The organism is Pedobacter boryungensis, from assembly GCF_013204825.1.
Classification (GTDB): domain Bacteria; phylum Bacteroidota; class Bacteroidia; order Sphingobacteriales; family Sphingobacteriaceae; genus Pedobacter; species Pedobacter boryungensis.
The window spans coordinates 187,349-200,553 of record NZ_JABMKV010000002.1; the positions used below are offsets into that span (position 1 = coordinate 187,349).

Annotated in this window: 12 protein-coding genes; 7 read left to right on the plus strand and 5 right to left on the minus strand. The window is 34.2% G+C overall.

What is annotated here, in order from left to right:
* The first annotated feature begins 17 nt into the window (after positions 1 to 17).
* Positions 18 to 734: a DsbA family oxidoreductase gene (locus tag HQN85_RS07230; RefSeq protein ID WP_173270731.1), complete on the plus strand. Its 717-nt coding sequence runs from the start codon at positions 18 to 20 to the stop codon at positions 732 to 734.
* 50 nt (positions 735 to 784) lie between these two features.
* On the opposite strand, the gene HQN85_RS07235 is transcribed toward HQN85_RS07230, so the two are convergent.
* Positions 785 to 997 (minus strand): DUF3820 family protein, encoded by a 213-nt coding sequence (locus HQN85_RS07235; RefSeq protein WP_173270734.1) that lies wholly within the window; start codon positions 995 to 997, stop codon positions 785 to 787.
* A gap of 91 nt (positions 998 to 1,088) precedes the next feature.
* Positions 1,089 to 4,424, minus strand: coding sequence for a transcription-repair coupling factor (gene mfd, locus HQN85_RS07240; RefSeq protein WP_173270737.1), 3,336 nt, complete (start codon positions 4,422 to 4,424; stop codon positions 1,089 to 1,091).
* A gap of 86 nt (positions 4,425 to 4,510) precedes the next feature.
* On the opposite strand from mfd, the gene HQN85_RS07245 reads away from it, so the two are divergent.
* The 6 genes from HQN85_RS07245 to HQN85_RS07270 all read left to right on the plus strand — a co-directional run bounded on the left by HQN85_RS07245 (position 4,511) and on the right by HQN85_RS07270 (position 9,197).
* Entirely contained in the window at positions 4,511 to 4,828 is a 318-nt protein-coding gene (locus HQN85_RS07245) for a hypothetical protein (RefSeq protein ID WP_173270739.1), read from the plus strand.
* Between the two features lie 120 nt (positions 4,829 to 4,948).
* Positions 4,949 to 5,260 carry a DUF2752 domain-containing protein gene (locus HQN85_RS07250; RefSeq protein ID WP_173270742.1) on the plus strand — a complete coding sequence of 104 codons (312 nt, stop codon included), beginning with the start codon at positions 4,949 to 4,951 and terminating at the stop codon, positions 5,258 to 5,260.
* Between the two features lie 2 nt (positions 5,261 to 5,262).
* The gene (locus HQN85_RS07255) at positions 5,263 to 5,625 is read left to right on the plus strand and encodes a TM2 domain-containing protein (RefSeq protein WP_173270745.1); all 363 of its coding nucleotides are present in this window, start codon (positions 5,263 to 5,265) and stop codon (positions 5,623 to 5,625) included.
* Between the two features lie 70 nt (positions 5,626 to 5,695).
* The gene (locus HQN85_RS07260) at positions 5,696 to 6,793 is read left to right on the plus strand and encodes a Nif3-like dinuclear metal center hexameric protein (RefSeq protein ID WP_173270747.1); all 1,098 of its coding nucleotides are present in this window, start codon (positions 5,696 to 5,698) and stop codon (positions 6,791 to 6,793) included.
* Complete coding sequence (locus HQN85_RS07265; RefSeq protein WP_173270750.1) at positions 6,793 to 7,536, plus strand: zinc ribbon domain-containing protein; 744 nt, start codon at positions 6,793 to 6,795, stop codon at positions 7,534 to 7,536. Before HQN85_RS07260 ends, HQN85_RS07265 begins: the two co-directional genes overlap by 1 nt.
* Before the next feature lie 179 nt (positions 7,537 to 7,715).
* Positions 7,716 to 9,197 (plus strand): tetratricopeptide repeat protein, encoded by a 1,482-nt coding sequence (locus tag HQN85_RS07270; RefSeq protein WP_173270753.1) that lies wholly within the window; start codon positions 7,716 to 7,718, stop codon positions 9,195 to 9,197.
* Here the strand turns inward: HQN85_RS07270 and HQN85_RS07275 are convergent.
* The 3 genes from HQN85_RS07275 to ftsH form a co-directional block, all read right to left on the minus strand.
* Positions 9,194 to 10,273 carry a 3-oxoacyl-ACP synthase III family protein gene (locus HQN85_RS07275; RefSeq protein ID WP_173270756.1) on the minus strand — a complete coding sequence of 360 codons (1,080 nt, stop codon included), beginning with the start codon at positions 10,271 to 10,273 and terminating at the stop codon, positions 9,194 to 9,196. The genes HQN85_RS07270 and HQN85_RS07275 overlap by 4 nt on opposite strands.
* A gap of 66 nt (positions 10,274 to 10,339) precedes the next feature.
* Positions 10,340 to 10,984, minus strand: a complete 645-nt coding sequence (locus HQN85_RS07280) for a LutC/YkgG family protein (protein ID WP_173270759.1) — start codon at positions 10,982 to 10,984, stop codon at positions 10,340 to 10,342.
* Positions 10,985 to 11,080: 96 nt separating this feature from the next.
* Complete coding sequence (gene ftsH, locus HQN85_RS07285) at positions 11,081 to 13,186, minus strand: ATP-dependent zinc metalloprotease FtsH (RefSeq protein ID WP_173270761.1); 2,106 nt, start codon at positions 13,184 to 13,186, stop codon at positions 11,081 to 11,083.
* Positions 13,187 to 13,205: the final 19 nt, after the last annotated feature.

Below are 13,205 nucleotides of genomic sequence, written 5' to 3' on the forward strand. Positions count from 1 at the left end.
AAGGCTATCTTTGTGTTATGAAAGTAGAAATTTGGTCGGACGTAATGTGTCCCTTTTGTTATATCGGTAAGAGACATTTTGAAAAGGCGATTGAAAAATTACCATTTAAAAATGAAGTAGAAGTAGAATGGAAAAGCTTTCAACTTAACCCAGAATACCATAATATAAATAACGAGGATTTATACACTTATCTAGCAAGAAGCAAAGGAATGTCTTTGGAGCAAGCTAAACAAATGACCGGACAAGTAGTCGAAATGGCTTCAAACGTTGGTTTAGATTTAAACTTTGCAACAAATATTCCTGCCAATTCTTTTGATGCACACAGATTTCTTCATTTTGCCGCAAGCAAAGGATTACAAGATCAAGCAGAAGAGGCCTTATTTAATGCACATTTCCTGGGCGCAAAAGACATTGCTAAACATGAAACATTAATTAGCATTGCTGAAGAATTAGGATTAGATAAAGAAGAAACTGCAAACATTTTACAAGGAGATGATTTCTCGGGAGCAGTACGTTATGATATTTATGAAAGTCAGCAATTAGGTGTTCGAGGAGTTCCTTATTTTGTGTTTGATAGGAAATACGCACTTTCTGGGGCACAACCAATTCCTACTTTTGAGCAAGCAATTACCCAAAGTTTTACAGAATGGAAGGCGGCTCAATCAACAACGAAACTTAAATCTTTGAATAAAAACAATGATGCAGTTTGTGATGAAAATGGTTGTGAGATTTAACCTCGAGTGTAAAGTCGGCTGAAAAGCTTCTTGCAAAGATGATAAAAGTATTAGAATTTCTTTAATCCTTGTAGCAAATATTCCAAGCCATTAAGCTTAATTTCATACATGGTGGCTAATAAATGCCCTAATCTCCCAGAAGGAAAACCTTTATTGTGAAGCCAAACTAAGTAAGGTTCTGGCAAACGAGAAAGTACCCAGCCTTTGTACTTACCAAAAGGCATTTTCATTGTGACAAGCTCGATTAGCATTTGTGGATCCATTTGGTTACAGGTTAGAGTTACAGGTTTTGCTGTTCAAAATAAGTTTGGATTGTATAAATCATAACACGTGACATTTAACAACTCGCAACATCTATATCAATTCCAACATTTCAATCGCTTCATCTATATTGGCAATGTTATCGAAAGAAATTCTTAAGCTATCCTTTACCTCTTTCAAATTACACAAACGTGGATGAACTTGTGCAAAAGCTAAAACCTTGTTAAACACTTCCGAATCGAAAAATTTAGATTGTTTATCACTCACAAAGTATCCGCGTAATATATTCTTCTTGAAACTCAATTTTTCAAAGCCTAAGCGTTTACCAGCCCATTGTAAACGCAAAACTTTTAGCATCACTTTTACAGGTTGCGGAACTGGACCAAAACGATCTTTCAATTCTTGCTCAAAAGCTACTAACTCAGTTTCATTTTCTAGTTTTGAAAGTTCAGTGTATAAATTATATCGCTCAGTAATGCTCGTTACATAATCATCAGGAATGTGTAATTCTAAATCTGTATCAACTTGCGTAAAATTCACAAAAGGTCGCTGTGGTTCGTCTTTAAATAAATCTTTAAACTCAGCATCCTTTAGCTCCTGAATGGCTTCATCTAATATTTTATTGTACATCTCGAAACCAATTTCAGCAATAAATCCACTTTGTTCGCCACCCAATAAATTACCACTTCCGCGGATATCTAAATCACGCATTGCGATGTTAAAACCACTTCCTAAATCAGAAAATTCTTCAATAGCACTTAACCTTTTTCTTGCTTCGTTAGTTAAGGTTGATAAAGGTAAACTCAATAAATAACAGAATGCCTTTTTATTAGAGCGACCAACACGACCACGCATTTGGTGTAAATCGCTCAAGCCAAACATGTGTGCGTGATTAATGATAATCGTGTTTGCATTCGGAATATCAAGTCCCGCTTCGATAATAGTTGTGGCTACCAAAACATCTTTTTCGCCATTGATAAAATCTAGCATCACATCTTCTAAAGCGTCGCCATCTAATTGCCCGTGTGCAATACCAATTCTCGCCTTTGGCACTAAAGTTTGAATTAATCCGCCCAGCTGTTTTAAATCATTTACACGGTTGTGGATAAAGAAAACTTGTCCTCCTCTATCCAATTCAAATTGCACCGCTTCTTGAATTAACTTATCGTTAAAAACATGTAATTCTGTATTAACTGCTTGTCTATTTGGCGGAGGAGTACTCATTATCGATAAATCTCGAGCACCCATTAAAGAAAAATGCAATGTTCTAGGAATTGGAGTTGCAGTTAAAGTGAGCGTATCTACATTTACACGCAAAGCTCGAAGTTTTTCTTTAGCCGCCACACCAAATTTTTGTTCCTCATCAATAATCATGATGCCCAAATCTTTAAACTTCACATCCTTACTCAATAATCGATGAGTACCAATAACAATATCAACCTTTCCCTGTGCTACACGCTCTAAAGTGTCTTTAATTTGCTTCGATGTTTTAAAACGATTGATATAGTCAACCGTACAAGGAAATTCTTTTAAACGCGACGAAAATGTCTTAAAGTGTTGAAGTGCAAGAATTGTTGTAGGAACTAAGACGGCTGCTTGTTTACCGTTTGCTACAGCCTTAAAAGCCGCACGAATAGCAATCTCCGTTTTCCCAAAACCAACATCCCCACAAACCAATCGATCCATTGGATGTGGCGCTTCCATATCTTTTTTTACATCTGCAGTTGCCTTAACTTGATCTGGAGTATCTTCGTAAATAAAAGACGCTTCTAGCTCTGTTTCTAAATATCCATCAGGAGCAAAAGCAGTACCCACTTGAGCTTTTCTCATCGCATAAAGCTTGATCAAATCTCGGGCAATGTCTTTAACTTTTTTTTTTGTGGTTTTTTTGAGTTTATCCCAAGCTTCTGTACCCAATTTGTTCATTTTGGGCTGTGTTCCATCTTTTCCGCTAAATTTCGCAATGCGATTTAGAGAGTTAATGTTCACATATAGTAAGTCGTTATCGGCATAAACCAAGCGAATCATTTCTTGGATTTTGCCATTCACTTCTACCTTTTCCAAACCAGCATATTTACCAATGCCATGATCAATGTGAGTCACAAAATCACCAGGTTTTAATTCTCGTAAATCTTTAAGTGTAATGGCTTGGCTTCGCTGATATCCTTTCTTTAATTGATATTTATAAAAGCGATCAAAAATTTGATGATCAGTATAAAAAGCGACTTTTTGTTGTGCATCTAAAAACCCTTCACGAAGTGGAATATTTACTGGAGTAAACTTTGCGGTTTTATCAATATCATCTAAAATCGCATACAAACGTTCGGTTTGTTTAGTCGAATTTGTAAAAATGAAATTATGAATATGCAGACTTTCATTTTCTTTTAGGTTCTTAATCAGTAAATCGAAATCTTTATTAAAAGAAGGTTGTGGTTTAGTTTCAAACTGAATTACATTATCTGTTTGATAAAAAAACTGTTTACCAAATTCTACCAACGAAAAATCTTGAAATAAATCGGATAGCATTTTTTCATCTGTAAATGAAAATTTTGGATCTAGCCAATTTGGATTTTGCTGTTTTTCGGCGATTCCTAATGCTTTCCAAAGCTCAACTGCTTTTTTATAACCACTTTTAACAATATCGATGGTATATTCTACATCTTTAAACCAAAGTTGTGTGTCTTTTTCAATGTAATCTAACAAGCTGATGTTATTTTCTGTTAAAAACTTAGCTTGTACATTAGGTACGATGGTTAAACTTTTAACATCATCCACAGAAAGTTGACTTTCGATTTCAAAAGTCCGAATGCTTTCTACAGTATCACCAAAAAACTCAATTCTATATGGCAATTCATGTGAAAAAGAGAAAATATCTACAATTCCACCTCTGATAGAAAATTGACCAGGTTCATAAACAAAATCAGATCTTTCAAAATCGTACTCGAATAAAAACTCATTGATAAAGTCAATTCCTAAAGTTGCACCAACACTAATTTCTAAAGTGTTTTTTTCTAAAACCGAACGATCGATAACTTTTTCGGCCAATGCCTCTGGATAAGTAACTACAATTTTTCCATATTCAGATTGGTGATTAAGTTCATTTAAAACTTCGGCCCTTGCTAAAACATTTGCAGTATCTATTTGGGTAAACTCAAAAGCTTTTCTAAACGACGAAGGGAAAAACAAAACTTCCTTATCTAAAATCCCTTCTAAATCCGAAAGAAAATAAGAAGCCTCTTCTCTATTTGGTAGAATAAAAAGCTGCGGTTTGTGTAGTAAAAAATAAGTTGAAACAGCAATTACAGCATCGGCAGAGCCCACTAATCCCTTTAATTGGGTTTTGCTGCCCTTTCCTTTATTTAATGAATGTGCTGTAGTAACGACACGCTCATCTGTTTTATATCTGTTAATCAGGTCGCGAATGTTCACTATACAAAGATAAAAAAGTATTCCTTACTTCGTGTTGAGAATTCACACTAACACAGGAATACTAATAATTACTTAACTTGTAAATCATGATTCGACGATATATGTTTTTTATATGTTTAATTTTCTCTTGCAATTCAAAGGAAGTTAACAAAGATCGAGCTAAGGTTATACTGGGCAAATGGGCATTAACTACAAATAAAAGCCATGGCTGGGAGGTAACAAAAGAAAGCATCAGCTATTTCAACCGTAAAGATCGTAGTTCATACCAATTATTTGGAGATAGTATTAGAACAATGAGTTCATATTTTAATAGGGTAGATGTTTTTGCATTAAAATTTACAGGCAATGATACACTAACTGTAAATGGTATAGACGGGGAACACATTTATGTACGCGTTAAATAAGTTTCATTGTTCTAGTGATACACCGAGTTTGTCGAGATTTTTTTTCAGTTCGTCGAGTACACTTTAGCGGAAGTAACAAAAAGCCTATCATTGTTTCTAAATAATATAAAACGAGAAACAATGAAGTACATTAAAAGCTTTCCACTAGAGTTATTTTTCTGGGTTTTAGCTTTAATATTGTTGGCAACAGCAAACCCTCATGAGCATCATTTCACATTTTGCCCTTTAGCAAATTTGGGAATAACCTGGTGCCCAGGATGTGGATTAGGAAGGTCAATTACCGCATTGTTTCATGGAGATGTAAGTGCAAGTTTTTCATATCATTGGTTCGGTATACCATCATTGATATTAATTAGCTATCGTATTTATCAGCTCACCAAACAATTATTTAATAAACAAAAAGGATTTAATTTAAAGTATAAGGAGGATTAACAATGTTTGACGCACAATTCATGGCATTACCGGGCATAACCCCACAAGAATATAGTTACTTACAAACAGCCACTAATGGCTTAAATGAACAACAGGTAAGAACTTTTTTAATGATTTATTCGGGCAAAAGAAAAAATCCAAGTGATATGCTTTTGTTCTGTGTAATTGGACTTTGTTTAGTTCCAGGATTACAAAGGTTCATCGTAGGGCAGATTGGAATGGGTATTTTATATTTATTCACTGGCGGATTATGTTTAATCGGATCAATCGTAGATATCATCAACCATAAAGAATTAGCTTTTGAGCATAATCAAAAAATGGTTTTCGATAGCTTACAAATGACAAGAATGAGTAATTTCCAATAACCACACACACAAATTTTATAAAAATCCTTATCTGTTTAAAAACGGGTAAGGATTTTGTTATTTTTATACCATGAAGTTATCCGAAATAACCAATTACCTTGAAAGCATTGCGCCACTGAACTATCAGGAAGATTATGATAATTCAGGATTAATTGTTGGTCATGCAAATGATGAAATTCATGCAGCTTTGGTTGCATTAGATTGTACAGAACAGATTATTGAAGAGGCGATTTCAAAAAACTGTAATTTAATCATCACTCATCATCCAATAGTTTTTAAAGGGCTAAAAAAATTTAATGGCAAAACCTATGTAGAACGAGTTGTACTAAAAGCGATAAAAAATAACATTGCACTTTACGCTATTCACACCAACTTAGATCATGTAGCACATGGTGTAAGTGGAGAAATTTGCAAAAGATTGGGCATACAAAACGCAAAAACACTATCACCCAAAACTAATTTATTAAAAAAACTGGTTACATTTTGCCCTACAGCACAAGCTGATCAAGTTAGAAATGCATTATTTGCCGCTGGCGCAGGAAATATAGGTAATTATGGCGAATGCAGTTTTAACACAGAAGGAACAGGAACTTTTAAAGGAAATCAAGAAACAAATCCTTTTGTAGGTGAAAGAGGTATGCAACACCAAGAAGCAGAAGTAAGAATTGAAACTATTTTTAAAACACAGGATGAACGCAAAATATTGCTTGCCTTATTGGAGAATCATCCTTATGAAGAAGTAGCATATGATATTTATACTTTGGCAAACAAATTAGAAAATGTTGGCGCAGGAATGGTAGGTTGGTTATCACAGGAAATGGATAGCATTGATTTCCTTAATCTTGTTAAAGAAAAGATGTACGCAAAAGTAATTAGGCACACGAATTTATTATCGAAAAAAATTAAGAAAGTGGCTGTTTGTGGTGGGTCAGGAAGCTTTTTGTTGAAAGACGCAATTGCTGCAGGTGCTGATGCTTTTATCACTGCCGACTTTAAATACCATGAATTTTTTGATGCAGAAGAAAAACTTATCATCTGCGATATTGGTCATTACGAAAGTGAACAATTTACATCTAATTTGTTGATAGATAATATTCAAGAAAAATTTCCTAACTTTGCAATCCGTTTAACGGAGCATAACACAAACCCCATAAATTATTTCATTTAATGGAACAAACAGTAGAGCAAAAGCTAAAAGCTTTATACGAATTACAAAACCTACATACAAAGATTGATAAAATACGTCAAATTCGTGGTGAATTGCCAATGGAAGTGGCTGATTTAGAGGATGAAGTAGCCGGATTAGAAACACGTATACAAAAAATCAAAGCTGAATTAGACGATACTGAAGATGCAATTGTAAATCGTAAAAACATGATTAAAGAAGCACAAGCTTTAATCAAAAAATACGAAAAACAATTAGAAGACGTAAAAAACAATCGTGAATACGATGCTTTAACTAAAGAAGTAGAAATCCAGAATTTAGAAATACAAGTTTGCGAGAAAAAAATCAAAGAATATGGTTTTGATATCGCTTCTAAAACAGAAATTTACGAACAAGCTTTAGCAAATATCGAATCGAGAAAGGGCGATTTAGAGATTAAAAAAGGCGAACTAGCTACAATCACTGCAGAAACTGAAAAAGAAGAGCAAGGTTTAGTTAAAAAAGCAGATAAAGCAGAAACTCAAATTGAAGAGCGTTTATTAACTGCTTATCATAGATTAAGAAGTAACGCTGTGAATGGATTAGCTGTTGTAACAATTGATAGAGATTCATGCTCAGGTTGTTTCAACCAAATTCCGCCTCAACGCCAATTAGATATCCGTCAACGTAAAAAAGTTATTGTTTGCGAGCATTGCGGTAGAATTTTAGTTGATGAGGCATTAACACATGAATTAGCAGAAGCTTAACAACCAAAAACCAAATATGAATTCCAAGCCAGATGAAAGTCTGGCTTTTTTTGTGGTTTAAATCCTATATTAATTATAAGGTTGAAAAATTTAATCAAAACATAGTAGTTTTTTTTACGTTATATAATTCGTTAACTTAAACTTTATAAAAGCGGTTCGCCTACATGCATCAAATCAAAATGCCCAAATTTTCTACTTTATTTTCCATCCTTTTCTTTTCGTGTTTTGTAGCCTCTGCTAATTTTGATTTTAATGCTAATTGTTTAAAAGCATATCAAAATGTTTTTGAGTTAAAGCTAGGTACGGCCAGACAATTAATTGCAGCTGAAAAGAAAATACACCCAAATAATTCAATAGTTCCGTTATTAGAAAATTATGTAGACTATTTCTATTTATTAACAACAGAAAACAAATCTGAATTTGAAAGGTTGGAAGCGAATAAAGAAGATCGCATAGATCAGATTAGCGACGACGATAAAAACTCTCCATATTATTTATATGCACAAGCACAAATTAATTTACAATGGGCATTAATTAGAGGAAGATATGGGGCTTATTTTACAGCCGCTAGAGAAATAAATAAAGCGAATAATCAATTACAGGAGAACGCTAAAAAGTTTCCAGGATTTCATTTAAATGGGATTGGATTGGGTATTATTAATGCCGTTATGGGCGCATTACCTGATGGTGTTTTAAAAACAACACTTTCAACTTTTGGACTAAAAGGTAATTTACAAGCTGGGGTAAATATGTTAGATAAATTAGCAGAAAACCTTCCTAAATCCTCTTACGAACCTTTTTATGAAGAAACGGTTTTTAATTATGCATATGTACTATCTGATGTTGCGCATAGTCCATTAGCCTATACAAAAACGATGAAATATACCGCGAGGATTGCCGATAGCAGTCTATTAAAAGCTTATTTACAAGCCTATGTTTGTGCAAGAAATGGACATAATGATGAAGCAATAAATATATTAGTAGATAAACCTACTGGAGCAGTATATCAATCATTCCCATACTTAGATTATTTAATGGGAATTGCTAAGTTGAACAAATTGGATTATTCTGCGGCAGCTTATTTTGAAAGATATTTACAAACAAACAAAGGAGTAAATTATATCAAAGATACTAATCTACACCTTGGCTGGATCAGTTTATTAAAAGGAGATTCAAGTGGGTTTTCGGCCTTGATGACTAGAATTAAAAATAGCGGATATACTTATCACGAAAGAGATAAACAAGCGCTTAATGAAGCAAACGGACCAATTCCAAATATTGATTTGCTTAAAGCAAGGTTATTATTTGATGGTGGCTATTTAACTAAAGCTTTAACAGCTTTGACAGATAACAAAGTTGAAGATTTTGCATCTGCAAAGGATAAAACAGAATATTATTATCGTTTAGGTAGAATTAATGATAGTTTAGAAAGAGATGATGCTGCATTATCAAATTACCAAAATGCCATCAATATAGGTAAAAGCCTAAAGTATTATTACGCCGCAAAAGCTGCGGTACAAATGGGTAAAATTTACGAAAAAAAGAAAAACTTGGCCAAAGCTAAATCTAGTTTTAATATAGCCATAAACATGAAGGGTCATGAAGATGAAAATAGTATTGAAACAGAAGCCAAACAAGGATTAAAAAGAATAGGCGGCTAAAATTTATAGACTACTGCATTAATGTGCATGCCAGCACCAACCGATGCAAAGATGGCATATTCTCCCTTTTCAATTTTATAGCCTTCAACTTTGTTATTCAAAACCAAATCAATTAGTGTAGGAATAGTGGCCACAGAACTATTACCTAGCCAGGAAATGGTCATAGGAACTAATTTTTCTGGAACAGAGTCTAAATCATACAGCTTAAATAATCGTTTCATTATAGCATTATCCATTTTTCCATTAGCTTGATGAATAAATACAGTTTTTATTTTTTCAAGTGGAACTCCAGATTTATCAATGGCCTTTTTTACAACTTGAGGGACATTGATAACTGCGAACTCGTATAGTTTACGGCCATTCATTTTCAAATAGGTATTCCCATTTATTTCATCAGGATTATTACTGCTGCCCATGGTTAAAAGAGAGGCATAACTTGAAAATGTTTGACTTTTGTGAGCGATTATACCAGTAGGTTCTTCAGATTCTTTTGCTTCAAATATGACAGCGCCAGCACCGTCAGAAAAAATCATGCTATCTCTATCGTGTGGATCAATAATCCTAGAGAGCGTTTCTGAGCCAATTACCATTACTTTTTTGGCATCGCCACTTCTAATTAAATAATCGGCCTGAATAACACCTTGAACCCAACCAGGACAACCAAAAATGATATCGTAAGCAACACAGTCGGGATTTTCTATCTCTAATTGCTGCTTTACTTTTGCTGCTAAGGCAGGCAATATATCCATGCGATTTGAACCCAATTTTACATCACCAAAGTTATGGCAAAAAATAATTTGATCTAAAGTTTCCTTATCAACCTGACTATCTTCAAGTGCTTTTTTTGCTGCCAAAGTAGCAATATCACTATTTAGCAAATCAGAGCAGACATAACGGCGCTCAACTATTTCGGTAATTTCACTAAACTTATTTATGATTTCGATATTTTCTTTGTCTAGCTTAACGCCGTTGTCAAAAAACGAAGAGTCAAGAAAATGATCTCCAGAGATGATGTTTTCGGGTATATAACTCCCAGTTCCAGTAATAACTGAATAAATTTTGTTTTCGTTGCCCATTCTGTACCGTATACTAATTTGGTATCTAGTATAAAAATATTATATTTTAATTGAAATTAAAAATTTTTAAGAAAAATCATCAATTAAAAATACAAATAATTCTTTTGGGCCATGAGCACCAAGTACTAAAGTCTTTTCAATATCTGCAGTTCTGCTTGGACCAGTAATATTACTTACCATTGAAGGAATTTGATTTCCGTATTTATTTTTTAGGAGTTGAAAAGCATCTTTCAGATCTAAAACCAACTGCCCGGTTCTGGCAATAACAATATGATGATGAGGAAATATACTTAATCTTCGTCCAGCAGCATTCTGATTGCTTACCATTACAGAACCATTACGAGCGATTAGTGCTTCGCAAAGAGTGATACCAACTTCAGCTTGTTCAAAATCTTTATCTGTTTGATAAAAGGGAAATTCATAACTTGCCAACAAGGCTTGCAGCTCTGGCTCCCAGCAATAAATTTTTCTCCAGTTAAATTTATCGGCCAATTCGAGAATATTCTCTATAAAATCCACACCATTTTCACAGAAAATAAAATTACCAGCAACAGCCGTTAATTGTTCTGCAAATAAAATTTCTAGCTCTTCAGTATTTGTTTTATAAAGTTGACTTTCTTCTAAATTAGGATAAGGATTATCTCGCTTTTCGAGCAAGGCCTTTCTAATTTTTTTAAGCATAAGTTCTTTAGAAGAAATGTTCTCTTTCATAGTTGATGATCAAAATTACTTATCCTAGCGCATATAAGCAAAGAAGCAACCTTAATTGTTAAGATTGCTTCTTTAAATTGTTTCTTATAAAGAAAATTATTTACTTTCTTCTTCTGCATGAGCAGATGGAGTAGTTGGATCAGTAGTTGATTCAACACCATCGTGAATTAAGCCCTGTGCAGCAGGTGTTTGATCGCCCGTACCGTTTACAAATTCATCGTAAGTAGTTCTGTTATCAAACGGACGTTTACCTAATATTTCTTCTAAATCGGCTTGGAATAAAATTTCCTTTTCAATCAGTTTCTGAGCTAATTTTTCTAAGCCTTCGCGTTTATCAGTTAGTAACTGTTTAGTTTTTACGTAAACATCAGCAATTAAAGCTCTAACTTCATTATCAATCATTTCTGACGTTTTCTCAGAATAAGGTTTGTTAAAATTATATTCATTTTGTGGGTCATGGAAAGACACGTTACCAATGGTACTGTTCATTCCATAGATAGTTACCATTGCATATGATAATTTAGTGATACGCTCTAAATCATTTTGTGCACCAGTGGAGATTTTTCCAAAAACGATATCCTCAGCCACTCTACCGCCCATTGTCATACACATACCATCAGTTAATTGTTCTGTAGTGTATAAAAATTGTTCTTTTGGTAAGTATTGTGCATAACCTAAAGCAGCAACGCCACGAGGAACAATAGAAACTTTAACCAATGGATCAGCATGTTCTAAAAACCATCCCGCAATTGCGTGACCAGCTTCGTGATAAGCAACAATTTTTTTCTCTTCTGGAGAAATGATCTTATTTTTCTTCTCCAATCCACCAATTACACGGTCAATTGCATCTTGGAAATCTTGCATATCGACAGTTTCTTTATTGCGACGAGCAGCGATTAATGCCGCTTCATTACATACGTTGGCAATTTCTGCACCTGCAAAACCTGGGGTTTGTGCAGATAATTTTTTAGCGTCAACTTCTTCGGCAGTTTTAATTGGTTTCAAGTGAACTTTAAAAATCTGCTCACGGCCAATTAAATCAGGTTTATCAATAGAAATTTGTCTGTCAAATCTTCCTGGACGCATCAAAGCTGAGTCTAAAACATCTGGTCTATTTGTTGCCGCTAAAATGATAATTCCAGAATCTGTTCCGAAACCATCCATTTCTACCAACAATTGATTTAAGGTATTTTCACGCTCGTCATTACCGCCCATCATGCTGTTTTTTCCGCGAGCACGTCCAATCGCATCAACCTCATCAATAAAAATGATACAAGGTGCTTTATCCTTTGCTTGTTTAAACAAATCACGTACACGAGAAGCACCCACACCCACAAACATTTCCACAAAATCGGATCCTGATAAAGAGAAAAATGGAACTTGAGCTTCACCAGCAACAGCTTTTGCTAATAATGTTTTACCAGTCCCTGGAGAACCAACTAATAGAGCGCCCTTTGGAATTTTACCCCCTAAATTTGTGTATTTTTTAGGGTTTTTAAGGAAATCTACAATTTCCATAACCTCTTGCTTCGCTTCTTCTAAGCCAGCAACATCATTAAATGTAATACTAACCTGGCTTTCTTTATCAAATAAAGTAGCTTTAGATTTCCCAATATTGAAGATCTGGCCACCGCCACCTCCTCCTCCGCCGCCCATACGACGCATCATGAAAATCCAAAGGCCAACGATAAGCAATAAAGGCAAAATGATGTTAATGAAAACACCCGACCAAGCATTTGATTTAGATACTACAGTAGGTGTAATAATAACACTTCCTGCTGGCAAATTGGCTTGCGATTTCTCCAATTGCTTAGCGATATCATCTAAGGTACTTGCATTAAAATATACCAATGGTCCATTTCCAGAAGTATTGAATGCGTTTTGGGAAATATACTTTTTATATTTTGGATCTGTTTTTCTGTCTGCTTTAATAAAAACTTCTGCCCTCGCGATATCATCCACTTTATAGGAAACTACTTTTTCTACGTCACCAGATAATAACATATCTTTCTCGAAAGTAGGATAATTTACCTCTTTAATTGTTTCGGAGTTAAACATAAAGTTTACTACTAACAGTCCGATGATTATTGCTGCATAAACCCAAAAAATATTAAATTTAGATCCTTTTTGAGGTTTCTTAGGGATATTTGGAAGGCGTTTAATTTGTTTCGGTTTGGTATCTTTATTTTGATTTTCTTTCATGTTAATTCAAATGTGTGTA